The sequence below is a fragment of the Superficieibacter sp. BNK-5 genome, assembly GCF_047456055.1.
Taxonomy (GTDB): domain Bacteria; phylum Pseudomonadota; class Gammaproteobacteria; order Enterobacterales; family Enterobacteriaceae; genus Superficieibacter.
Genome location: NZ_CP179893.1, coordinates 2,354,911 through 2,379,558, shown reverse-complemented (window position 1 = coordinate 2,379,558; position 24,648 = coordinate 2,354,911). Strand labels below are relative to the sequence as shown.

Below are 24,648 nucleotides of genomic sequence, written 5' to 3'. Positions count from 1 at the left end.
GACATAAAAAAGCCCCCGATTGAGGTTTTCAATCGGGGGCTTTTACGCATTACGGCTCAGTTACTACCGAACATATCCTTGATCCAGCCTGCAACGCCGTCGCTCTCTTTTTTCTCCTGCTGAGGCGGCTGCTGTTGTTGCTGCTGTGGCTGCTGCTGTTGCGGCTGCGACGACTGGTCGAACGGATTGCCCTGTTGCTGCTGTTGCAGCATTTCGCTCTGCTGGCACAGCGCGTTCGGATCGGACGTCCAGACCGGCAACGCGCGCGCACCGCCGCTACAGAGCAGGTTGCCGCCGTCATCCACGCCCATATCCACCACGTCTTCCGGCGGCGTCAGCACCAGCGGGATCGGCGACTGATTTGTCAGATAGCGCTGGTAAATAGACATCGCGCCGCTGGCTCCGTAGAGTTTGGTCGGCTGGTTATTGTCACGTCCTACCCAGGTAATGACCACTTCACGCCCGTCGATGCCCGCAAACCAGGTATCGACGTTGTTATTGGTGGTCCCGGTTTTACCCGCCAGATGCAGCCCCGGATACTTCGCGCCCAGTTGACGACCGGTTCCGCGCTGAACCACCTGCTGCATGGTCCACAGCGTCATATACGCTGCCTGCGCCGGTACCGCGCGCTCCGCCTGCGGGAAGCTCTGGTACAGCACTTTACCATCTTCAGAAATGACCGACCGCAGCGCCGAAAGCGGTGCGCGGTTGCCGCCGCTGGCGATAGTCTGGAACGCCTGCGCCACTTCAACCGGCGTCAGGTTCAGCGCCCCCAGCAACATCGCAGGAACCGGATGCAGCTGATTTTCCGGCACGCCGAGTTTTTTCCAGGTCTCTGTCACGGCAGGCAAGCCGAGCGTCATCCCCAGGTTTACCGTCGGCACGTTCATCGAACGGGTCAGGGCATCCACCAGCATCACCTGGCCGCTCTCGCTATAGCGATGATCGTCGTTCTGCGGCGACCACACCTGACCATTCGGCTGACGCAGCGCCAGCGGCGCATCCGCAATCCAGGTATTCAGACGGAAGCGGTTCGGCTGGCTCAGCGCGGTCAGATAGGTCGCCGGTTTTGCCAGAGAACCAATCGAACGGCGCGCCTGCATCGCACGGTTATAACCCGCGAACTGCGGCTCGGCCCCACCGACCATCGCGCGGACTTCGCCGCTAAAGCGGTCCACGACGACCATCGCCGTTTCGAGATCGGCAAGCTTACGCTGTTTCTTCAGCGCCGGAATGCCTTCGGTCGCTGCTTTTTCCGCTGCATCCTGGGCAACCGAGTCAAAGGTGGTGAAGATCTTCACGCCGGAGAGATCTTTCACCTTATCGCCCAGCTTCGCCTGCAACTCCTGACGCACCAGTTGCATAAAGGCTGGCTGCGGTGAAATCACCCCGCCGCGCGGCTGCACGCCCAGCGGACGGGCGCTCAGCATGTCATACAGCTCCTGGTCGATGATTTTCTGCTGTTGAAGCAGACGCAGCACCAGGTTACGCCGCTCCAGCGCCAGTTTCGGGTTGCGCCACGGGTTGTAGATCGACGCGCCCTTCACCATACCGACCAATAGCGCCTGCTGATCGAGACTCAGTTCCTCCACCGGACGGCCAAAATAGTACAGGCTCGCCAGCGGGAAGCCGCGGATCTCATTGTCGCCGCTCTGACCGAGGTAGACTTCGTTCATGTACAGCTCAAGAATGCGATCTTTGCTGTAGCGCGCATCCATCAGCAGCGCCATGTACGCTTCATTTGCCTTACGCACGTAGGAGCGCTCGCTGGAGAGGAACAGGTTCTTCACCAACTGTTGCGTCAGCGTACTCGCGCCCTGAACGGTGCGCCCGGCGGTCAGGTTCGCCAGCACCGCGCGGCCGATGGAGTACAGGCTCACGCCATCGTGCTCGTAGAAGTGACGGTCTTCCGTCGCCAGCAGCGTATCCACCAGCAGATCCGGGAAGCCGTTACGTGCCACGAACAGACGCTGCTCACCGTTCGGCGAAGAGAGCATGGTGATCAGGCGTGGATCGAGACGGAAGAAGCCGAACTGCCGATGGTTCTCCATGTTCTCAATGCTTTCAAGGTGATCGCCATCAAAGGTCAGACGCGCCCGCACCTGCCCTTCTTTGCTGTCCGGGAAGTCGAACGGACGGCGGATCATCTCAATGCTATTCGCCTGCACGGTAAATTCGCCGGGCCGCGTCATTGCGGTGACCTGGCGGTACTGTGTCGCCGTCAGCAGCTTGACCATCTCATTCTTGCTGATGGCCATGTCCGGCTCAAGGTTAACCATCCGGCCATAGACCGCCGCAGGCAGTTGCCAGACTTTACCGTCGATACGGCTACGGATCTTCTGATCGAGATACACGCCGTAAATGGCAAACAGCACCACAAACACGATAAATATTTTCAGCAGCAGCCACAGCCAGCCGCGTTTACCGCGCCGCTTACGCCCGCCGCCGCCGTTGCCTTTGCTCCGGGTTTTACGCGGTGGCGGCACGTCATCTTCGTCGTCTTCATAATCGTCGTCATATTGCCGACGACGAGTCACTTTTTGTTTTACCGGACGCGCAGGTCTTCCTTTGCGTCCAATCGGTTCGCGGTCATTCCCCGCCATGCTTTCTCTCCGCAAATGTCAGGCGCAATGCCTGATTCTCAGTTCTTCATCCCGCAGGAAAAAGAAGAAATCTCTCAAATGTCGTTTTTGCTTAGCCCACGTTACCGGGGTTGCCGGGTGGCGGCTTCGCCTTACCCGGCCTACGGGTTGGTGAACTCAACGCATCCCCTTTCGTAGGCCCGGTAAGCGCAGCGCCACCGGGCATTAAACCCACCTACGAATACTTTTTGACGCGCCGCGTCGGGGCCGTATTCGCCGGATCGTCAGGCCATACGTGTTTTGGGTAACGCCCCTTCATCTCTTTTTGTACCTCACGGTACGCACCCTGCCAGAACGCGCTTAAGTCGCGCGTGATCTGCAACGGGCGCTGAGCGGGAGATAATAGTTCAAGAACCAGAGGAATGCGCCCCCCGGCAATCGTCGGCGTGCTGGCCTCGCCAAACATCTCCTGCATCCGCACCGCCAGCGCCGGGGGATTATCTTCATGATAGCGAATGGCTATCCGGCTTCCCGTCGGCACAGTGTAATGCTCCGGCAGCTCACTATCCAGCCGTTGTCGGGATGACCAGTCCAGCAGGTTGCGCAGCGCCTGGGCCACATTCAGCGCCTTCAACGCGCGCAGCGAATGCACGCCCGTCATTTCCGGCAGCAGCCACGTCTCCAGCGTCGCCAGTAGCGTGGCGTCGTCCACCGCCGGCCAGTCGAACTCCGGCAGCCACATCGCAGCACAGTGTAACCGCAAACGCAATTGTTCTGCCTGCGGCGTCCAGTGTAATACATTCAGTCCTTTATCACGGATACCGTTAAGCATCGCCTGGTGCAGTTCCACCTCCGACGGTTTCGCCAGCGCTCGGACATTAAGCGTCAGCCCCCCGATTCGCGTGCGTCGCAGCGCCTTCAACGTTCCCTGAGCGTCATCCCACTCCACCGTATCAGACTGCTGCAACAGCGCCGGGCAGTCGGCGATAAATTTATCAATATCCAGCGGTAGCGCCAGCAGAATGCGCGCATCCGGCGAGGCGCTGCCCTGCAACAGCAGCGGCGCTATCAGCCATTCGTGGCGGTTCATCGCGTCATCAGCGTCCAGCATCGCCCCCATGCCGTTCGCCAGTTGATAGCGGCCATCCTGCCCGCGGCGACGGGCGATCCGGTCGGCAAACCCTTTCGCCAGCAGCGGCGCAAGGCGATCGGCATCCGGCTGTCCGCCTTTGCTGCCCAGCCGTTTACACAACTGTTGGCTGCGCTGCCGCCAGTGCGGTTGCTGGCGTGAGAAAGCGACGTGGATATCGGCGATACCGCCGCGCGGCGGCTCTTCCAGAATGGCCGCCAGCGTGGCCGCGCTGGCAATGTCATCGTCATTTTCCGCCGCCACCAGCATTGCCGCCAGCCTGGGGTCGTTGCCGAGCGCCGCCATACGTTGACCGCTCACGGTCAGGCGCTCGCCCTCCAGCGCGCCCAGTTGTGAGAGCAAATCACGGGCCGCATTGAGATTAACAGCGGGAGGCCGATCCAGCCATGTGAGCTGATCAACGTCCGTACAGCCCCACTGCAATAGTTCCATCAGCAGACCGGACAGATCGCTGTGCAGGATCTCCGCCTCTCCCTGCGCCGCCGCGCGCTCCGCCTGCTCCTTACTGATGAGATGCAGGCATATCCCCGGTTCCAGACGCCCCGCACGCCCGGCGCGCTGGGTCATCGATGCCTGGCTGACGCGCTGAGTGATGAGCCGCGTCAGGCCGGTACGCGGATCAAAACGGGCGACACGCTCCAGGGCGCAGTCCACCACCAGTCGGATGCCTTCGATGGTCAGACTGGTTTCGGCGATATTGGTCGCCAGGACCACCTTCCGTTTACCTGCCGGCGCAGGAAGGATCGCCTTTCGCTGTTCTGAGAGCGGCAGCACGCCGTACAGCGGACAAAGCAGCACATCGCTGGCGACGCGTTCCGCCAGCTGTTCCTGAACCCGCAGGATCTCCCCCACGCCCGGCAGAAACAGCAGCATTGAGCCGGTTTCCGCCCGCAACAGTCCGGCCACCGCCGCTGCCGTCGCCTCGGCAAAGCGCAGGTTCGCCGCCAGCGGCTGATAGCGTCGCTCGACCGGAAACGCGCGCCCCTCGGATGAAATCACTGGCGCGTCGGGCAGCAGCGCCTGTAATCGCGCGTTATCCAGCGTAGCAGACATAATCAGCAGCTTCAGATCGTCGCGCAGCCCCTGCTGGACGTCGAGCAGCAGCGCCAGCGCCAGATCGGCCTGTAAACTGCGCTCGTGAAATTCGTCGAGGATCACCAGCCCCACGCCAGCAAGCTCGGGATCGCGCTGGATCATACGGGTGAGTATTCCCTCTGTTACCACTTCCAGCCGGGTCTGCGGACCGACGCAGCTTTCGGCGCGCATCCGGTAGCCTACGGTCTGTCCCGGCGTTTCATTAAGCAGTTCGGCCAGACGCTGTGCAACGTTACGTGCCGCCAGGCGACGCGGTTCAAGCAGAAGAATGCGCCCGTTGCTCTCCCCCTGCTGCAACAACTGTAGCGGCAGCCATGTCGACTTACCCGCGCCGGTGGGCGCATTCAACAGGATCTGCGGCGCGGTTTTCAGCGCGCGAAGAAGTTCAGGCAGGACAGCGGCGACCGGTAAAGAGGACACGAATGGCTCCAGAGGGTTAACATTCAACGGCGGTCATTGTAGCATCGCCACAAACCATAACCGAGTATCCCCGATGTCTGAGTCGAAAAGGCTGTTTTTCGCGCTGGCACTGCCGGACGAGATCCAGCAGCAGATTATCCACTGGCGCGCCGCCAGCTTCCCTCCTGACGCCGGGCGTCCGGTGGTGGCGGCGAATCTGCATGTGACCCTGGCATTTCTCGGCGAGCTTAGCGCGCAGAAGCAGGCCGCGCTTGAAACCCTGGCCGGACGCATTCGCCAGCCGGGATTTACCCTTACCCTTGACGATGCGGGCCAGTGGCTGCGTTCACGCGTGGTCTGGCTGGGCACGCGCCAGCCGCCGCGCGGCCTGCTGCAACTGGCGAACATGCTGCGCGCTCAGGCCGCCCGCAGCGGTTGCTGGCAGAGTCCGCAGCCTTTTCACCCTCATATCACCCTGCTGCGCGACGCCAGTCACGCGGTGGCGATCCCGCCGCCGGGCTTCTGCTGGTCCTTTCCGGTGAGGGAATTTATGCTGTATGAATCACAGTTCGTGCGCGGACGCACCCGCTATACGCCGCTACAGCGCTTCCCGTTGCAGCCCTAAAAGGAATCCGATGGAATTTTCTCCCCCGTTACAGCCCGCCACGCTGGTTCGGCGCTACAAGCGCTTCCTGGCGGATGTCGTCACTGCCGACGGCATAGCGTTGACGCTACATTGCCCGAATACCGGCGCGATGACCGGATGCGCCACGCCCGGCGATACCGTCTGGTATTCGACATCAGAAAATCCTAAACGCAAATACCCGCATACCTGGGAAATTACTCAAACCCAAAAAGGCGCATTTATTTGTGTCAATACGTTACGAGCCAATGTTTTAACGAAAGAAGCTATTCTCGCTGAACGTCTTTTGCCGCTTACCGGCTATAGCATTCTGAAAAGCGAAGTAAAATATGGTACAGAACGTAGCCGGATAGATTTTATGTTACAGGCAGAAGATCGCCGGGACTGCTATATTGAAGTCAAATCAGTTACGCTTGCGGAGCAGGACAAGGGGTACTTTCCCGATGCGGTAACTGAGCGGGGCCAGCGCCATCTGCGCGAGCTGATGAGCGTGGCCGCAGGCGGTGAGCGGGCTGTGATGCTCTTTGCGGTACTCCATTCAGCCATCACCTGTTTTTCACCCGCGCGGCATATTGATGCTACTTACGCGCAATTGTTGTCTGAGGCACACAAAAAGGGCGTAGAAATTCTGGCGTATAAGGCCGATATTTCTGCGAATAATATGACGTTAAGAGGGCCTCTCCCCGTTGCGTTATGATTGACGCCGGGATGGTTAAATAGTGTTCTGGACGCGCGTGTAAATACGCTTTTCCTCACAGGGTTGTCAAGTGTAACGTTTAGATAATTGCTATCCGGAAAAGCTTCTGCTATTTATAGCGGCCTGATTTTCCCCCGACTAAGGGGATCGATAGTGCGTGTTAAGGAGAAACAACATGCAAGAAGGGCAAAACCGTAAAACATCGTCCCTGAGTATTCTCGCCATCGCTGGGGTGGAGCCGTACCAGGAGAAGCCGGGCGAAGAGTATATGAATGAAGCCCAGCTGGCGCACTTCAGACGTATTCTTGAAGCATGGCGTAATCAACTCAGGGATGAAGTCGATCGCACCGTAACGCATATGCAGGACGAAGCCGCAAACTTCCCCGATCCGGTAGACCGTGCCGCTCAGGAAGAAGAATTCAGCCTCGAACTGCGTAACCGTGACCGCGAACGCAAACTGATCAAAAAGATCGAAAAAACGCTTAAGAAAGTGGAAGACGAAGATTTTGGTTTCTGCGAATCCTGCGGGGTTGAAATCGGGATCCGTCGCCTTGAAGCGCGTCCAACTGCCGATCTTTGCATTGACTGCAAAACGCTGGCAGAGATCCGCGAAAAACAGATGGCTGGCTAACGGCGCTGATATTCATGGCGGGAGTCTCTCCCGCCTTAATAAGATCGTCATACCGTACCATGTCTGATTCACGCTATATCGGGCGTTTCGCCCCTTCCCCTTCCGGTGAACTACATTTTGGCTCGCTGATAGCCGCCCTTGGCAGCTATCTACAGGCGCGCGCCCGGCAGGGCATCTGGCGTGTGCGTATTGAAGATATCGATCCGCCGCGTGAAGTGCCCGGTGCCGCAGAAACCATCCTCCGCCAGCTTGAACATTACGGCCTGCACTGGGATGGGGAGGTACTCTGGCAATCACAGCGTCACGATACCTACCGCGAGGCGCTGGCCTGGCTGCAACAGCATAACCAAAGCTATTACTGCACCTGTAGCCGCGCGCGGATCCAAAGCGTCGGCGGTATCTATGACGGTCACTGTCGCGACCTGCATCAGCCCGCGGAACACGCTGCCGTGCGGCTGCGCCAGCAGCATCCAGTGGTCTCTTTTTATGATAATCTGCGCGGCGAAATCCACGCGGATGCGCGTCTGGCGCGGGAAGATTTCATTATTCACCGTCGCGACGGGCTGTTTGCTTATAATCTCGCCGTGGTGGTGGACGATCATTTTCAGGGCATTACGGAAATCGTGCGCGGCGCAGATCTGATTGAACCGACGGTGCGGCAGATTTCGCTGTATCAGCAGTTTGGCTGGCAGCCGCCTGAATATGTGCATTTGCCGCTGGCATGCAATGAACACGGCGATAAACTTTCCAAGCAAAACCATGCGCCCGCGCTGCCGGAAGGCGATCCGCGCCCTGTCATCATCAACGCGTTATGCTTTTTACATCAGCCGGTTATCAACGACTGGCGGGATCTTAACGTGGAGCAATTGCTCCGTCAGGCCATCCTCAACTGGTCGCTAAACCGGGTGGCAGAAAATCCGCCATTCTCAAACGCGCTACGCTGAGCTATGATTAGCCGCTATTTTTTGTTACACAACCGAGGTGCACTATTTTTACCCGAGTCGCTAATTTTTGCCGCAAGGTGCTCAGCCGCGAGGAGAGCGAGGCCCAACAGGTCGTCGCCCGTCCGCCTATGACGGTTATCCCGCGTGAACAGCACGCTATTTCCCGCAAAGATATCAGTGAAAATGCCCTCAAGGTACTTTACCGCCTGAATAAAGCGGGTTACGAAGCGTATCTGGTCGGCGGCGGGGTGCGCGATCTGCTGCTGGGCAAAAAACCCAAAGATTTTGACGTCACGACCAGCGCCACGCCGGATCAGGTACGTAAACTGTTTCGCAACTGCCGTCTGGTGGGGCGTCGTTTCCGTCTCGCTCACGTCATGTTTGGCCCTGAGATCATTGAGGTGGCCACTTTTCGTGGGCATCACGAAGAGAATCAGGCCGATCGCACTACGTCCCAGCGCGGGCAGAACGGTATGCTGCTGCGCGACAACATCTTCGGTTCGATCGAAGAAGATGCCCAGCGCCGCGACTTCACTATTAACAGCCTCTATTATAGCGTGGCGGATTTCTCCGTACGCGATTACGTCGGCGGCATGCAGGATCTCGAACAGGGCGTTATCCGCCTGATTGGCGATCCGGAAACGCGCTACCGTGAAGATCCGGTGCGAATGCTGCGCGCCGTGCGCTTTGCCGCCAAGCTGGGCATGACCATCAGCCCGGAAACGGCTGAGCCTATTCCCCGCCTGGCGTCGTTAATGAATGACGTACCGCCTGCGCGCCTGTTTGAAGAGTCACTCAAACTGCTTCAGGCCGGTCACGGCTACGATACCTACGTCCTGCTGTGCAAATATAGCCTGTTCCAGCCGCTGTTCCCGACGATTACCCGCTACTTCACTGAAAACAGCGACAGCCCGATGGAGCGTATTCTGGCGCAGGTGCTGAAGAATACCGATAACCGCATTCAGAATGATATGCGCGTTAACCCGGCATTCCTGTTTGCGGCGATGTTCTGGTATCCGCTGCTGGAAATGGCGCAGAAACTGGCGCAGGAAGGCGGTCTGACCTGGCAGGACGCGTTTGCCCTCGCCATGAACGACGTGCTGGACGAAGCCTGCCGTTCGCTGGCGATCCCCAAACGCATTACCACCTTAACGCGCGATATCTGGCAGCTACAAATGCGCATGTCCCGCCGTCAGGGTAAACGCGCCTGGAAACTGCTGGAGCATCCTAAATTCCGTGCCTCTTACGATCTGCTGGCCCTGCGCGCCGGGATCGAAAATAACGCCGAATTGCAGCGTCTGGTGACATGGTGGGGTGAGTTTCAGGTTTCTGCGCCGCCGATGCAAAAAGATATGCTGAACAATCTGGATGACGAGCCTGCCGCGCGTCGTCGCCATCGCCGTCCGCGTAAGCGCACGCCGCGTCGCGAAGGAACCGCGTGACCGTCGCGTATATTGCTATCGGCAGCAATCTGGCCTCTCCGCTGGAGCAGGTCAATGCTGCCGTGAAAGCGATTGGCGATATTTCTGAGAGCCGCATTCTTGCGGTATCGTCGTTTTATCGTACACCGCCGCTGGGTCCGCAGGATCAGCCGGACTACCTGAACGCCGCCGTGGCGCTGGAAACGTCTCTTCGTCCTGAAACGCTGCTCGACCATACCCAGCGCATTGAGCTACAGCAGGGCCGCACCCGAAAAGCTGAACGCTGGGGACCGCGCACGCTGGATCTCGACATAATGCTGTTTGGCGATGAGGTGATTCATACCGGGCGCCTGACCGTACCGCACTATGATATGAAAAATCGCGGTTTTATGCTGTGGCCGCTGTTTGAGATTGCCCCCGAACTGACCTTTCCTGATGATGGCGTAACGCTGACGCAGCTTATCCAACAACACTCCCCTGCCCCGGCGCGCTGGTAGCAAGTAATTCATCCAGATTATTAGTCGTTCTTGTATTGACCCCGTTAAAACCAGCCAATCGCTGAGATTTGATCGTTACTTTTTCTAACATCACTCTTTAGCCATAGTTAATATTTTTTCATACATTTTCTGTATAATTCATACAATCAATTCGACAAGCCAAATACTTTCCGAAAACCCTCTTTTTGGAGAGAATCATCACAACGGCACGATTATTAATATCATTTGAAATTATAATTACCCCCCCATCATTTTCCGCCCCAAAAAACATATTCATTTAAAAAATATTTAGAGCCGATAAATAATTATTCAATATTTTACATATTGAAACCTTTGCATAAAATATGCCATCCCTCTTTAAAGCTTATTGAGGGTATTTTTCTATCTCATTTTGTAAGGATACAAGCATGAAAAAAGTTCTCCTGGCGACAGCCGTATTTATGGCTTTAGGTTCATCTTCAGTTATGGCTGCCGAAGGTGGCCGTATTAACTTTGAAGGTTTTGTTAGCGCTGAAACCTGTAAAAAAGTCGTCAGTTCTTCCGTTGGCGATAGCGTAACCGACGGTACCGTTACCCTGGAAACCGCGCACGTCAGCGATCTCTCAGCTGAAGTGCAGCCCACTACCGCTGGCGTAAACGCAAAAGATTTCTCCATCACTATCGACTGTTCCGAAACAGGCAACAACCTTGTTAAAGCGCATCTGAACATGTCCTCTACCTATGGCAACACCAAAGGTACTCTGGATAACGACGAAACGCTGTCCCGCAACGGTCAAGCGGCGGCGAAAGCAGTTGATATTGCAGTTCACCGCGTTGACGATGCAACCAGCGCCCTCTCTCAGGTAAAAATCAACGACCTTTCCACCACCCTGGATCAGCCGTTCACCAACAACGTTGCCACCTACAACTTTAAAGCGTCTTACGTAAAATCGTCTGATGCGGGTGCTGAGGTAACTACCGGTCTGGTCGCCACCAACGCGATGTACACCTTTACTTACGAGTAATAGCAAACCCCGTTTTTAATAACGGGGTTCCAGGTCGTGCATATAAATATTGGGGAATAGCGTATATCCGCGCTATCTCCCCTTAATAAGACATTAACGATAGCAAGGACGGCTTATGTCTCACTCTTTAAAATTGACCCTGTCAGCGCTCGCGCTGACGGGGGCATTATTCAGTACGGCCAGCCAGGCCGATATTATTATTTCCGGCACGCGCATTATTTACGACGCAGATAAAAAAGATGTGAGCGTGCGTCTGGAAAATAAAGGAAACAGCCCGTTACTGGTGCAAAACTGGATAGACCTCGGCAACGATAACGCCGAGCCGGGCAGTATTAAAGCCCCCTTCGTCGCCACGCCCCCGGTTTCGCGCATTGAGCCTAAGCGCGGGCAGTCGGTGAAAATTATGTTTACCGGCGCGCAGGCGCTGCCGAAAGATCGCGAAAGCGTTTTCTGGTTTAACGTGCTGGAAGTGCCGCCGAAAGCGGATATGGGCGGCGCAGAAAACAAAAACCTGCTCCAGCTGGCGTTCCGTACCCGCATTAAACTGTTTTATCGCCCAGCGGGTTTACCTGGCGCCTCAGCAGAAGCGCCAAAACAGCTGAAATGGCAGGTCGCCAGCGAACAGGGCCATGCGGTCGCTCGCGCCGATAACCCCACCCCGTATTACGTCTCCTTCAACAGCGTCACCTATACCAGCGGCGGAAAACGCTATGACGTCGACGCCACCATGGTCTCCCCGTTTAGCAAAGCCTCATTTACGGTGAAAGGCCTGCAAAGCGCCAGTTCGGGCAAGCTGGAGTATCAGGCAATCAATGACTACGGCGGCCTCGTCTCAGGTTCAGCTTCGCTGTAATGAATCAACCCGATATCAGGATGAAAAAAACGGTGCAAAACGTATCCACGCCAGGGACTATGCCAAAAAAGACGCTGCTCGCGGTGTGCTGTGCGCTGCTTTACAGTCAGCCAGGCCTGACCGCTGAGGTTGTTGAATACGACAGTTCGTTTTTGATGGGCGATGGCGCATCGGCGATCGACATTAGCCGCTACTCCGATGGCAACCCCACGCCGGTAGGAACGTATAGCGTAAGGGTGTTTGTCAATGAGAAGCCCGTTACCAGCCTGACCATTCCTTTTGTCGACGTGGGTAAAAAAAGCGCCGAAGCCTGCCTGACGCCCAAAAATCTGGCGCAGCTGCACATTAAGCAGCCGGAGATCGTGGGCGATAAGGCCATTCTGCAAAAAGGCGACGAAGAGGGCGGCGACTGCTTAAATCTGTCGGCGCTTATCGAACAGTCGAACGTCAGCTTTGACATGGGCGATCAGCGCCTGGATATCACCGTGCCGCAGGCCTGGGTCAAACAAGGCTATGACGGCTATGTCGATCCCTCCCTCTGGGAGACCGGCATTCCGGCTGCGCTGCTCTCCTACAACGTTAACGCCTATCACAATACCAATCACGGTGTGGATAACGACACGATGTACGCCGCCTTCAATACCGGTTTTAACCTCGGCGGATGGCGTTTTCGCGCCAACGGTAACTATAACTGGAACAAGGACAGCGGCAGCAATTTCGATTTTCAAAACCGCTATGTGCAGCGCGATCTGCCGGGCATACGCTCGCAGCTGGTTATGGGTGAAGCGTATACCACGGGGGAGACCTTCGACTCCGTGAGTATTCGCGGCATGCGCCTGTACAGCGACTCCCGAATGCTGCCTTCGCAGCTGGCCAACTACGCGCCGGTTATTCGCGGCGTTGCCAATACCAACGCCAAAGTGACGATTACCCAGGGCGGCTACAAAATTTACGAAGCCACCGTGCCGCCGGGTCCGTTTGAGATTAACGATCTCAGCCCTTCCGGCTACGGTAGCGACCTGATCGTCACCATTGAAGAGGCCGACGGCAGCAAGCGTACCTTCAGCCAGCCCTTCTCCTCGGTGATGCAGATGCAAAAACCCGGCGTCGGGCGCTGGGATATCAGCGCCGGGGAAGTGAACGACGACACGCTTCACGATAAGCCCTACGTCGCGCAGGGGACCTACTACTACGGTCTGAACAACTACCTGACGGGCTACACCGGCGTACAGGCTACCGACAATAAGTATCTGGCCGGGCTGCTCGGCGTGGGCCTCAATACCCCGTTTGGCGCTCTGGCGCTTGACGTCACCCACTCGCGCGCCGAAATCCCCGACGATAGAACCTATCAAGGGCAAAGCTATCGCTTAACGTGGAACAAGCTTATCGAAGCGTCCGAGACCTCGTTTAACGTGGCGGCCTACCGCTATTCAACCCAGAATTACCTCGGGCTAAACGATGCGCTGCAGCTGATCGACGACGCTAAATACAAAGATGATGACCAGCGCAGCACGATGAGAAACTACGCGCGGCTGAAAAACCAGGTCACCCTCAGCGTCAGCCAGCCATTGCAGGATGGCGAAACGGATTACGGCTCGCTTTATCTGTCAGGCTCGTGGAGCAACTACTGGGCCAACGGCGGCAGCCGCAGCAACTACACCGCCGGCTACGGCAAAGGGTTTTCCTGGGGCAGCATGAGCGTCAACCTGCAGCGCACCTGGGATGAAGACGGCAGGAAAGATGATTCGCTGTATATCAACCTGAGTATTCCGCTGGCCAACCTGCTGGGCGGCGACAAAAACCGTCGGTCAGGCTTTGACATGCTCTCCAGCCAGATGCGCACGGATTTTGACGGCGGCCATAGCCTGAGCATGAACAGCAGCGGCAGCAGTGAAGACAACACCGTGAACTATAGCGTGAATACCGGCTATACCATGCAGAAAGAGGGTAAGAGCATCTCTGACATCGGCGGCTATGCCAGCTACCAGTCGCCGTGGGGGGATATTTCAGCCTCCGCGTCGGTCAACAGCGACAGCAACCGTCAGTATTCACTCGCCACCGACGGCGGCTTTGTTTTACACAGCGGCGGCCTGACCTTTACCAATGACAACTTCAGCAACAGCGACGCCATTGTGCTGGTCAAAGCGCCCGGTGCGAAAGGCGCGCGCCTCAACGGCGGCAGCAGCTCCGTTGACCGCTGGGGCTATGGGGCCAGCAACTCCCTTTCCGCGTACCGGGAAAATCAGGTCAGCCTGAATATCGACACCCTGGACAACGACGTAGAGCTGAAAAGCACCAGTACCACGCTGGTGCCGCGCGACGGCGCGGTGGTCTTTGCCAGCTTTGAGACCGATGAAGGGCGCTCGGCCATCATCAACATGACCCGCAGCGACGGCAAAACGATCCCGTTTGGCGCGGAAGTGTACGAAGGCGAGGCGCAGATCGGCAATATGGGCCAGGGCGGCCAGGCTTTCGTTCGCGGCATTAATGATAGCGGCGAACTGTCGGTGCGCTGGTTTGAAAATAACCAGCCGGCTCGTTGTTCAGCCACCTACCAGCTGCCAGCAGACCAACAAACGGTAGGCACCAGCCAGACGGTGATGTTAAGCAACATCACGTGTCGTGTTATCAACCACAACTAAAATGGAACCCACAATGAAAAGGAATAAATGCCTTTTGGCGGCCACCGCGCTAGCGACACTATTCCCGCTAGTCGGACAGGCTGAAACGATCAACGTTGATTTTACCGCCACGGTCGTCGCGACAACGTGCAGTATGTCTATCGCCTCGCTGGACGGCTCTTCCATTTCGGGCGATGCCACCAGCGGCTATAAGCTCACCGTCGGAAACGTTGGGCTGGATAAAATCGTCAATAAAACGGCCGAGTCGCAAAAAAACTTTAAGTTTGTCGCCAGCGATTGCAGCGCATCGTTAGGCAAAATTACGACCACCCTCGCGCCCTCATCTTCTGCCAGCGGCAGCTATATCAAGAACGAGTCTGCTGCCAGCGATGCCGCCACGAATGTAGGTATGGGGTTCAAAAAGAAAAGCACTACCGGCGAAAGCTGGCTGACGCCAGGTACCGGAACGTTTGACTGGACAGAAGATGAACTCAAGGCCAACGCGGTGGAAATGACCGTGGGCCTGCGGGAGCTGACGGAAGGCGCAAGCACCATTGGCCCCTTCAGCGCTAAAGCCACCTTCAGTTTCACCTATCAATAACAGGGACGATGAGAATGAAAAAGCAATTGTTATGTGGCGTCGTTGCTGGCGCGCTGACCATCATTAATCTGGCAGTACTGCCCGGCGCGCATGCCGCCAACGGCACCCCAAGCCTGGATTTAACGGTCGAGGCAAATCTTACGACGGGCACCTGCTCTGCCACAGTAATGGACGGTGAGACGGAAACCAACACCATTAACCTGGGTGATGATATTGCCTTATCTGAAGTGTTAAGAAAAAGCCGCGTAAAACCCTTCAAAGTGCGCTTCAAAAACTGCGCCGGTTTACCCGAAAGTACGGCCTCACTCAGGCTCGCGCGACGCTCAGGGAGCTGCGCAGGCTCTAATGGTCCGGCATTCCGCAACCTGGCGGGAACTTCGGCTGGAATCGGGCTGGAGGTCTGGACAACCGCAGTACCTGAAGGGACTGACAGCGTTCAACTCGTCTGCAATTCGCCAAATACGGTGACGGTGGATGTGTCTACGGCAAAAGGTGCTACAAACAAGGATTACGATCTGAGCGCCCGATTAGTGGATGTAACGGGGGCGAACGCAGCTACCGCAGGGTCGTTTACATCCCCAACGGTACTCACGATCAGTTACAAGTAACCGTATTGCGATAAGAGACGGTCAGATGTTGCCGTTAAACAACCTGACGTGTCATTAGCCACAACCAGAATGGAACGCCACAATGGAAGGGAATAACGACTTTTTGGCCGCCTCTTCGTCTGTCAGCAGTCGCGCTCTCAAAAATACGCCTGCTGCAAGTCACGCCGGTAATACCGGATCAACGCCGCTGACCAGGATCGGTGAAAGAAATGATGTGTCTGCGTAAAGTGCTCCGCGTCGCGATCTTCTCAGGGCTGGCGACGGCCTTGTTCAGCGCCCCGCTGTATGCCAATACCAACGTGGATTTTAAGGCTACCGTACAAAAGGACACCTGTCAGATTGAAGTTGATGGCAATGGTACGGTCAGTTTAGCAACCGTCGGGCCAGGCTATTTTGCCGATGGCGTTACGGCGGAAACGGACTACGAGGGCGGCAAAGAGTTTCTGATTAAGTTGATAAGCTGCCCCGTCAGCGATGGAGAAATCACTAACGTTACGTTCAACTTTTTACCGCAGAGCGGGCAGTTCGCCACCGGTAATCAACAGGTGTTTGCCAACGACTTAGCGGCCAGCGCAGGCGGTGCCGCCAACGTCGGCGTGGTGATTTTTACCACCGAGTCGCCCCGCCAGAACGTCCTGAATGCCGATGGCTCCTCGCGGGCGACCTTTGCCGCAGCGACCTACAGCGATACCTCATGGACGTTTTATGCCCGGATGCAGAAAATCCTCAGCGCCGAAGGCGTTGGGACAGGCATGCTGCGTAGCAAAGTCCTTGTTAATGTTTATTATCAATAACTTAAGGAAGAGAATAATGATGATAAAGATGAAAAAAATCACCAGAACCGCCGCCTGTCTGGCGGTGGTTGCCCTGCTGTCGCCGCCGACGTACGCCGTGACCTATATCGTGGGTAAACTCATGCCCCAGGACGGTAAAAATGTGCGTATCACTCCGCCGGACAGCGATGGTACGCCTAACTGGAAGGGATTAATGTCACGAACGGTAGCAGTACATACCCAGGGGCCGGATCCCACATTGATCGTGAAATATGACTGGTCAGGCGGACACGACTCGGGAATGCCGGACGACGGCGGAACGCCGGGGGCGCTTTATTGCAGACGGGACGGCAATAGCACGAAGCTGAAGGTAGATCATGGCTACGGAGCCGCATTTGGCTCCGTGGATGGACATCCAATATGGAAAACCAGCGTTCCGGGCTTATATTTCTCCATAGAGATCTCCCGTGTTTTTTTACCCATGACCGCTAATCTTCAACCCTCAAGCCCGTTCTGGCTAACGGGGCAATTTGTGATACAAGGCACTACGACAGACGAGTCATGTGACGATGAAAGGGCCGCGGGTGAAGGTAAGGTTATTTTAATGGGCGGCGTTCAGATGGGCTTCAATGTTTATCTCTATGCCGATGAAACCTTTACTCCAACGACTTCCCTCGCTGACCTGCGATTCTATGAGCGTGGCGGTTACGATTTTCGCGTACATAATGATGATGTTTCAGGTTTAGGGAGTGGGCATTCTATTAAATATATATTAAATCTCTCAGGCTTTAATATGACGTGGCCAACGTGCGCCGCCAACAGCGTCACCAGCAAAGGGAAAACGGGATATACCGTCGATTTAGGCTCCTACTATCCGCAGGCAATACTAAAGGATCAAACCGAAACCGTGCCTTTCACCATCAACCTGAAGTCCTGTCGCTATGTGAGTAATATTGAAGTCAAACTGAATAGCAATAACGTCGGTACTCAGGATAAAACCCTGCTCGGCAATGGCGCAACGGAGACGCCAGCGAGCGGTGTTGGGGTGCAGATCAAAGGGCTGAAAAACAAAGTGAGCGAAGACATGGTGCTGGTTCCAGGCGATAGTGCCTCAATCTACAAAGACACCAACCCGCTTCCCAGCAGCTCTGGTAACAGGAATGACAACAGCGACCCGGGCAGCGCAACGAAGGACCTGAATTTCAACGCCACCTTAAAGCAAGATGGTGATGCGACTATCATGCCCGGTAAATTTAAAGCCACCGGCAGATTCACCCTCACCTATCCGTAACCTTTCTTTTCCCGGCGGCCCCGCCGCCGGGATTTCCCCACAAAGGGCTAACACTCTCTTTCCCGTTCCTTCTACAATGCGGCGATTATATTCATTCATATTATGGACGGAGAGGTTATGACCAAACCCACTACCATCGCCCTGCTGCAAAAATGCAAACAGGAGAAGAAACGCTTCGCCACCATCACCGCTTACGATTACAGCTTTGCCAAACTGTTTGCCGATGAAGGGCTGAACGTGATGCTGGTTGGCGACTCTCTGGGCATGACGGTTCAGGGCCACGACTCCACCCTGCCGGTGACCGTCGAAGATATCGCCTACCACACGTCAGCCGTACGCCGCGGCGCACCGAACTGCTTACTGCTCGCCGACCTGCCGTTTATGGCCTACGCCACGCCGGAACAGACGTTTGAGAACGCCGCCGTTGTGATGCGCGCGGGCGCGAACATGGTCAAAATCGAAGGCGGCGCCTGGCTTGCGGATACGGTCAAAATGCTGGCCGAGCGCGCGGTGCCGGTGTGCGGCCATCTGGGGCTTACGCCGCAGTCGGTTAACGTCTTCGGAGGCTATAAAGTGCAGGGGCGCGGCGATGCGGGCGATCGTCTGCTGAGCGATGCTCTGGCCCTGGAGACCGCTGGCGCGCAGCTGTTGGTGCTGGAGTGCGTGCCGGTTGAGCTGGCAAAACGCGTGACCGAGGCGCTGGCGATTCCGGTTATCGGCATCGGCGCGGGCAACGTCACCGACGGACAGATCCTCGTGATGCACGACGCCTTCGGCATTACCGGCGGCCACATCCCGAAATTTGCCAAAAATTTCCTCGCGGAAGCGGGCGACATCCGCGCGGCGGTGCGGCAGTATATGGCTGAAGTCGAGTCCGGCGTTTATCCGGGCGAAGAACACAGTTTCCATTAAGGAGTCACGTGGTGTTAATTATCGAAACCCTGCCGCTGCTGCGTCAGCATATTCGCCGTCTGCGTATGGAAGGCAAGCGTGTGGCGCTGGTGCCCACGATGGGCAACCTGCACGATGGGCATATGAAACTGGTTGATGAAGCGAAAGCCCGCGCCGATGCGGTTATCGTGAGCATCTTCGTCAACCCGATGCAGTTCGATCGTCCGGAAGATCTGGCGCGCTACCCGCGCACGCTGCAGGAAGACAGTGAAAAGCTGAACAAGCGTAAAGTGGATCTGGTTTTTGCGCCGTCCGCGCAGGAAATTTATCCGCAGGGGACGGAAGCCCATACGTTTGTAGATGTTCCCGGTCTTTCCACCATGCTGGAAGGCGCCAGCCGTCAGGGCCACTTCCGCGGTGTCTCCACTATCGTCAGCAAGCTGTTCAACCTGGTGCAGCCGGATATCGCCTGCTTCGGCGAGAAGGATTTTCAGCAGCTGGCGCTGATCCGCAAAATGGTGGCAGATATGGGCTACGATATTGAGATTGTCGGCGTACCGATTATTCGTGCGAAAGACGGGCTAGCGCTCAGCTCGCGCAACGGTTATCTGACCGCTGACCAGCGTAAAATCGCACCGGGCCTGTATATAGTGATGAACGGCATCGCCGATAAACTTCAGGCGGGCGAGCGCCAGCAGGAAGAGATCGTTGCGCTGGCCGAACAGGAGCTGAATGAAAAAGGCTTTCGCGCCGATGAGATTCAGATCCGCGATGCCGATACGCTGCTGGAACTGACGAACGCCAGCAAACGCGCGGTGATCCTCGCCGCCGCCTGGTTAGGTCAGGCGCGTCTTATCGACAATAAAATCGTCGAGCTTTCCTGAATGATCGCCGCTGGCGCACGGGGCCGTTAGCGCCAGCGGATAATCTGCTCGATTTCGTCGTCGGTTAAGGTGGTGATTTCCGCTACCGCCTCGCGCGTCATTCCGCTCTCCAGCATACGGCGGGCGATATTGCGCCGCTCCTCCGTTTTACCTTCCTGGAGGCCTTCGCGCTTACCTTCCTGTATGCCTTCGCGCTTACCTTCCAGCATGCCCTCCCGCACGCCCTTTTGCATTCCCTGTTCTTCAAACCATTCAGCGAGCGTCATCATAGATTCCTCCTGCGGCAATCGGTTCGCCAGTTCCCTGTAAAATACCTGCGGTTGGTCGGTATGCCCGCGCTGCACCATATAGCTGAGCAGCGCGTTCAGCTGACTTTCGGTAGTGTACTCTGCGCTTATCAGCGTGACCAGCCGCTCCAGCAGGTTCATCAAATCCCGCTGGCGGATATGCTTTTGCAGCAGCTCCAGCAGCGCGATCCGCCGATGCTGCATGATGTCATCGTCCGGGATAACGGTAATATCCACCAGCGGAAACGGCTCGCTGTAGATACGCCGCGCCAGTTCGGGTAAGGCGAACATATCCAGCCAGCTCATCGAAAGCGGATAAGGCGAGGTTTTCCCCTGATAAAACAGCAGCGGCACCACTAGCGGGAGCGGCCCGTTCTCATCTTTTAAAAGACGATGCATCGCCGCTATCGCATAGCGCATCATCCGAAACGCCATCTTCTTGTCCGCTGAACTCTGATGTTCAATCAGGACATGGATATAGCCGGGCGTGCCCTGCATTTTCACCGAATAAAGCACATCGGAATACTGCTCCTGTAGGTTCTCCTCAACAAAGTGGCTCGACTCCAGCCGCAGCGTATTCAGATCGCAAACCGCGCGTAATTCCGCAGGCAGATGAATATCCAGAAAATCGCGGGCCGTGTCCGGGTGCATTAAAAACTGCTTAAAAACGGCGTCATGCGGTGTATTGCTTATGGGTTTCATCATCCTGACCTGCGCGTTATCGTCCTGTGCGCAGTATCCGCGCGCAGGTTCACAGCGTCAGCCAGCTATTTTCACTTCTACGAGACGGCTCGGGATAAAAATCAATAAGATACAAGCATTGCAGGAGGCTCTGGAAAATAGCGCACAAACCGCGCCAGGAAACGTCGTCAGACATATGGACAGTTAGCCAAAATCGGGCAATACTGCCTGAGAATTTTCTCAAAGCAGGGCTTCCTGCTTCGTATTGGTAAGATTTAAAGGTAGACGTTATGATTCGCACTATGCTGCAGGGCAAGCTTCACCGTGTCAAAGTGACGCAGGCCGATCTGCACTATGAAGGCTCCTGCGCCATCGATCAGGATTTTCTTGACGCGTCCGGTATTCTTGAAAACGAAGCCATTGATATCTGGAATGTAACCAACGGCAAGCGTTTCTCGACCTATGCGATTGCGGCTGAACGCGGTTCCAGAATCATCTCCGTGAACGGCGCAGCCGCACACTGCGCTGACGTGGGCGATATTGTCATTATTGCCAGCTTCGTCACCATGTCTGATGAAGAAGCCCGCAGCTGGCGGCCTAAGGTGGCCTATTTCGACGGCGATAACGAAATGAAGCGTACCGCGAAAGCGATTCCGGTACAGGTTGCCTGATACGCCTCCGGCGCTCTGCCCCTGACGAGCCGCCTTACCCCTGCGGCTGATTACTGATCAGCCGCGCCATGGTCTCCAGCGAATCCGTTCTTAGAATATAAAGCCGTTTCAACAAGAACGGATTATCGCCCGGCTTCACCTTCCCTTTTACCGTCGTCACCGCCATATGAAACCCGGCGGCACCCGCCGCTTTTACCGCCTTTGCGTCATAGCCGCCAAACGGATAAGAGAGGTAAAGGACATGGGGATTAAACTGCGCCAGCGCGCGGCGCGAGCGTTCAAAATCAAACAGAATATTGTGATAGCTACGGCTAAGCAGGATGGGATGGTGTAGCCGATCCACCCGGTGTAAGAAATGCGTATGCGATTGGAAGTCAAAAACATCGCGAATCGCATTCAGTTCAGACACGCTCATAAACTGGAGCGATTTCGGGTCCCACTTCTGCGGATGACGCTTAATACGTGAAGAAATAATAAAAGCCGTGGCCTTAAAACCATACTTTTTGAGGATGGGATAGGTGTAGCGGCTAACCGATTTCAGTCCATCGTCAAACGTAATCACCACCGCTCGCGCAGGCAGATTGATATTATTACGCACATACCCTTCCAGTTGATACATCGTCAGGGTGGTATAGCCCGTATCGCGCAGCCAGGTCATCTGGTTGCTAAAAGCGCGTACCGAGGTGGTGGTGGAGGTATGGCGAAAACGGGTATTCTCTTCGTCGCGCAGAATATGGTGGTACGTCAGCACCGGAATGCCATTATCAATCTGCGCGTCCAGCGCGCTAATCCAGGCCAGCCGGTTGCCAATGCGTATCTGGAACCATGTCTGGTTCAATCTGTCTTTGAGTTTATTGATGATGGGATAACGCAGGTTGTCCGTCAGTGTGCCAAACGGTGCGCTGCCCGCATCCGGCGCGTTATAAACCGGCGTATCTTTCCAGGTGATCAGGTTCTGGTTACTTAACGGTTTGTTTAAATCGCCCAGCCCGTCCTGTACCCGCTGCTTCCCCTGTACCGGCTCAAGATGGCCTTTATCAATAAAGCCGTTGCCAAATCCGAAGCTGAATTCATAATATTCGGCAGCCATAGGCTCTACGGCCAGGATCTGTCCCGCGCGGATATTCCCTACCGTCACCACGCGATCGCCAATTTTAGCCCAGATGGCAGCATCTTGCGTGGTTTGCATATAGCGAACGGGCAACGCAGCAAAAAGACTGCCGGAGATCAGCAGCAGGAAAACAGCAACAGCGTGCTTTATCATAGATAAGTAACCAGGGAGAGAACCACCGCCGCTATTGTAACAAAAGTTGCATCAATACCTATGGTTATTACTCATACAAATTATGCAGCAGGACAAACGGCGGATTTTTTTGCTGCTGGTGCCACAGGCTGCTCACTTCCGGCCCGCCAAGCTCAACAATACGGTTGCGAAACTCAGCGCTGTCGAGCGAGGCCCGGGTGGGAAACATTTGCTCCATCAATGCATAACGAATTCCGGAGATGACCTCGCATCCGGAGTGTTTATGGCTTAGCAGCGAGGCGATGCGGTACGGAGCCGATCCTGCACGATCGGTTAAAAAGATAACCCCCTCTCCGGAGTCAGTTTGATGTAACGCATCGCACATCATGCGACTTAGCATATTGCTGCTTAGTCCCTGCCAGTAGTTTACCGCCCGGCACTGCGTCAGCGTTCCAAATTGCGTTTCCAGGCGTTCCAGTAAAGCCTGCGCCCGGTCGTCATGACAGGTAATCACCCACCCCAGCATAGTCTTCCCTCCTTTGCGGAAATATCAGTCTACTATTCTCTGCACAGCGCCATAGTGATATAGATCTATTTATAAAGGAAATAGTGACCGCCAGACCAATTCATTAAAAACCGTTATCAATTAAAAAAGGATGTTTATTATTAAAGGTTTATTTAATAAAATGAAGAAATAGCCATCATTAATTCATTCATAAAACGTATTAATATATTCCTAAAGTGTTTTAGTGAACACAAATACACTAAACGCGGATCATCATTGAATATAAAATATGCCATTTCAACACAACCTATAATTTTCTTAAGGAATGAGAATGATGAACTTTTCCATAAAAGCGCTCGTTCTGGCAACGGCGGCAATGAGCGTTGTTCCCGCGGCCTTCGCTGATGATGTCACCTCCAGCGGTACGGTAACAATAACGGGCGAAGTGAAGCAGAACGCCTGCGTCGTTGATGACGACTCAAAAAATTTAACCGTCACGCTGGAAGATGTTTTTGCCAATATCTTTACGGCAGCCGGCAACACGGCGGCGGAGAAAGACTTCACTATCAATCTGAAAGACTGCAACAACGTCCAGTTCAAAAACGCGCAGCTGCGCTTTGAAGGCCCCGTTGACTCTCGCGTCTCCAACAACACGGTTTTAGAGAATACCGATGGCGACTCCCTGAATATCGGCGTGCAAATCCTCGATGCGTCCGCATCAGGCGGCAACAGCCCGATGGTTTTCACGCATACGGATGACGCATGGTCCGGGGCAACTAAATTGCCGGACGGCGAAGCGACAACCGTTAAGCTCCCCTTCAAGGCACGCTATTACGCGATCGCCCCGGACGATGGCAACGGCAACCTCACCGGTACCGTCGGCGCAACCGCGACGTTCTATCTGCGATATAACTGATTGTGTCATCGGGCCAGCGCCCCAGGGCGCTGGTTTATCCTATTTATCAGACCGTTTTCACCATGAAAAAATACCTTCAGGCTGCCTTTATTGTTTGTACTTTATTTAGCCCGCTGGCGCAGGCGGGCATCACCATAGGCACGACCCGGGTGATTTATCATGGCAACGCCAAAGATGAATCCGTGGCGATCGTTAACTCGGACAACAAACCTTTTTTAATTCAGTCGTGGGCGCAGTCTATTGACGCTCAGGGTAACGTCGGCGATGCGCCATTTATGGTCACGCCGCCGCTGTTTCGCCTGAACGCCGGGCAGAAAAACGTGCTGCGCGTCATACGAACCGGCGGCACTCTTCCTGAAGATCGTGAATCGCTGTACTGGCTGGATATTAAATCCATTCCGCCCAGCGATTCCGGCGACCATGACAACCAGCTGAAGCTGGCGGTAAAGGCGGAATTCAAGCTGATTTATCGCCCCTCCTCGCTTAAGCAGACGCCGGATCAGGTCGCCGACCAGCTGAAGTGGCGCATCCAGGGTAATAATCTGGTGGTCGATAACCCGACGCCGTACTACATGAACTTCGCTACCGTGAAGGTCGACAACAGCGCGATTAACACGCCGCTGTATATCGCCCCCTTCGGCTCCACGCATTACGCATTACCGAAAGGAAGCCATCATGCGGTGAGCTGGTCGCTGATTACTGATTTTGGTGGGACCAGCGCAACGCATCAGCAACCGTTGTAATCGCCGACAAGGATGAA

General features: G+C 55.6%; 23 protein-coding genes. 18 read left to right on the top strand and 5 right to left on the bottom strand.

Going from position 1 to position 24,648, the window contains the following annotated elements:
• Positions 1–56: 56 nt before the first annotated feature.
• Complete coding sequence (mrcB, locus tag ACMGGS_RS11370; RefSeq protein ID WP_414166136.1) at positions 57–2,603, bottom strand: bifunctional glycosyl transferase/transpeptidase; 2,547 nt, start codon at positions 2,601–2,603, stop codon at positions 57–59.
• 214 nt (positions 2,604–2,817) lie between these two features.
• Positions 2,818–5,247 (bottom strand): ATP-dependent helicase HrpB, encoded by a 2,430-nt coding sequence (gene hrpB / locus ACMGGS_RS11365; RefSeq protein ID WP_414166135.1) that lies wholly within the window; start codon positions 5,245–5,247, stop codon positions 2,818–2,820.
• Positions 5,248–5,320: 73 nt separating this feature from the next.
• On the opposite strand from hrpB, the gene thpR reads away from it, so the two are divergent.
• From thpR to panC, 15 genes are all read left to right on the top strand, one after another.
• A complete protein-coding gene (gene thpR / locus ACMGGS_RS11360) occupies positions 5,321–5,851 on the top strand; it encodes an RNA 2',3'-cyclic phosphodiesterase (RefSeq protein ID WP_414166134.1) in 531 nt (176 codons plus the stop codon).
• A gap of 10 nt (positions 5,852–5,861) precedes the next feature.
• On the top strand, positions 5,862–6,566 hold the full coding sequence (sfsA, locus tag ACMGGS_RS11355) for a DNA/RNA nuclease SfsA (protein WP_414166133.1): 705 nt from the start codon (positions 5,862–5,864) through the stop codon (positions 6,564–6,566).
• 175 nt (positions 6,567–6,741) lie between these two features.
• Positions 6,742–7,197: an RNA polymerase-binding protein DksA gene (gene dksA, locus ACMGGS_RS11350; RefSeq protein ID WP_002463986.1), complete on the top strand. Its 456-nt coding sequence runs from the start codon at positions 6,742–6,744 to the stop codon at positions 7,195–7,197.
• Positions 7,198–7,256: 59 nt separating this feature from the next.
• On the top strand, positions 7,257–8,141 hold the full coding sequence (gluQRS, locus tag ACMGGS_RS11345) for a tRNA glutamyl-Q(34) synthetase GluQRS (RefSeq protein WP_414166132.1): 885 nt from the start codon (positions 7,257–7,259) through the stop codon (positions 8,139–8,141).
• 44 nt (positions 8,142–8,185) lie between these two features.
• Positions 8,186–9,583, top strand: coding sequence for a polynucleotide adenylyltransferase PcnB (gene pcnB / locus ACMGGS_RS11340; protein ID WP_194208073.1), 1,398 nt, complete (start codon positions 8,186–8,188; stop codon positions 9,581–9,583).
• Entirely contained in the window at positions 9,580–10,059 is a 480-nt protein-coding gene (gene folK / locus ACMGGS_RS11335) for a 2-amino-4-hydroxy-6-hydroxymethyldihydropteridine diphosphokinase (RefSeq protein WP_414166131.1), read from the top strand. The genes pcnB and folK overlap by 4 nt, the downstream gene beginning before the upstream one ends.
• Positions 10,060–10,466: 407 nt before the next feature.
• The gene (locus ACMGGS_RS11330) at positions 10,467–11,063 is read left to right on the top strand and encodes a fimbrial protein (protein ID WP_414166130.1); all 597 of its coding nucleotides are present in this window, start codon (positions 10,467–10,469) and stop codon (positions 11,061–11,063) included.
• A gap of 115 nt (positions 11,064–11,178) precedes the next feature.
• Positions 11,179–11,916 (top strand): fimbrial chaperone, encoded by a 738-nt coding sequence (locus tag ACMGGS_RS11325; protein ID WP_414166129.1) that lies wholly within the window; start codon positions 11,179–11,181, stop codon positions 11,914–11,916.
• A gap of 59 nt (positions 11,917–11,975) precedes the next feature.
• Positions 11,976–14,558: an outer membrane usher protein gene (locus tag ACMGGS_RS11320; RefSeq protein WP_414166251.1), complete on the top strand. Its 2,583-nt coding sequence runs from the start codon at positions 11,976–11,978 to the stop codon at positions 14,556–14,558.
• A gap of 13 nt (positions 14,559–14,571) precedes the next feature.
• The gene (locus tag ACMGGS_RS11315) at positions 14,572–15,138 is read left to right on the top strand and encodes a fimbrial protein (protein WP_414166128.1); all 567 of its coding nucleotides are present in this window, start codon (positions 14,572–14,574) and stop codon (positions 15,136–15,138) included.
• Between the two features lie 14 nt (positions 15,139–15,152).
• Positions 15,153–15,746, top strand: a complete 594-nt coding sequence (locus tag ACMGGS_RS11310) for a fimbrial protein (protein ID WP_414166127.1) — start codon at positions 15,153–15,155, stop codon at positions 15,744–15,746.
• A gap of 212 nt (positions 15,747–15,958) precedes the next feature.
• Positions 15,959–16,540, top strand: coding sequence for a fimbrial-like protein (locus ACMGGS_RS11305; RefSeq protein WP_414166250.1), 582 nt, complete (start codon positions 15,959–15,961; stop codon positions 16,538–16,540).
• Between the two features lie 16 nt (positions 16,541–16,556).
• Positions 16,557–17,810, top strand: coding sequence for a fimbrial protein (locus ACMGGS_RS11300; RefSeq protein ID WP_414166126.1), 1,254 nt, complete (start codon positions 16,557–16,559; stop codon positions 17,808–17,810).
• Between the two features lie 117 nt (positions 17,811–17,927).
• On the top strand, positions 17,928–18,722 hold the full coding sequence (panB, locus tag ACMGGS_RS11295) for a 3-methyl-2-oxobutanoate hydroxymethyltransferase (protein WP_414166125.1): 795 nt from the start codon (positions 17,928–17,930) through the stop codon (positions 18,720–18,722).
• A gap of 11 nt (positions 18,723–18,733) precedes the next feature.
• Entirely contained in the window at positions 18,734–19,585 is an 852-nt protein-coding gene (gene panC, locus ACMGGS_RS11290) for a pantoate--beta-alanine ligase (RefSeq protein WP_414166124.1), read from the top strand.
• Positions 19,586–19,611: 26 nt separating this feature from the next.
• Here panC and ACMGGS_RS11285 read toward each other — a convergent pair whose 3' ends face one another.
• The gene (locus ACMGGS_RS11285; RefSeq protein WP_414166123.1) at positions 19,612–20,577 is read right to left on the bottom strand and encodes an Rpn family recombination-promoting nuclease/putative transposase; all 966 of its coding nucleotides are present in this window, start codon (positions 20,575–20,577) and stop codon (positions 19,612–19,614) included.
• A 266-nt stretch (positions 20,578–20,843) separates the two neighbouring features.
• On the opposite strand from ACMGGS_RS11285, the gene panD reads away from it, so the two are divergent.
• Positions 20,844–21,224 (top strand): aspartate 1-decarboxylase, encoded by a 381-nt coding sequence (panD, locus tag ACMGGS_RS11280; protein WP_414166122.1) that lies wholly within the window; start codon positions 20,844–20,846, stop codon positions 21,222–21,224.
• 34 nt (positions 21,225–21,258) lie between these two features.
• Here panD and ACMGGS_RS11275 read toward each other — a convergent pair whose 3' ends face one another.
• Positions 21,259–22,488 (bottom strand): polysaccharide deacetylase family protein, encoded by a 1,230-nt coding sequence (locus ACMGGS_RS11275; RefSeq protein WP_414166121.1) that lies wholly within the window; start codon positions 22,486–22,488, stop codon positions 21,259–21,261.
• Positions 22,489–22,555: 67 nt separating this feature from the next.
• The gene (locus ACMGGS_RS11270) at positions 22,556–22,993 is read right to left on the bottom strand and encodes a PTS sugar transporter subunit IIA (protein ID WP_414166120.1); all 438 of its coding nucleotides are present in this window, start codon (positions 22,991–22,993) and stop codon (positions 22,556–22,558) included.
• 310 nt (positions 22,994–23,303) lie between these two features.
• On the opposite strand from ACMGGS_RS11270, the gene ACMGGS_RS11265 reads away from it, so the two are divergent.
• The gene (locus ACMGGS_RS11265; RefSeq protein WP_414166119.1) at positions 23,304–23,888 is read left to right on the top strand and encodes a fimbrial protein; all 585 of its coding nucleotides are present in this window, start codon (positions 23,304–23,306) and stop codon (positions 23,886–23,888) included.
• A 62-nt stretch (positions 23,889–23,950) separates the two neighbouring features.
• The gene (locus ACMGGS_RS11260) at positions 23,951–24,631 is read left to right on the top strand and encodes a fimbria/pilus periplasmic chaperone (RefSeq protein ID WP_414166118.1); all 681 of its coding nucleotides are present in this window, start codon (positions 23,951–23,953) and stop codon (positions 24,629–24,631) included.
• Positions 24,632–24,648: the final 17 nt, after the last annotated feature.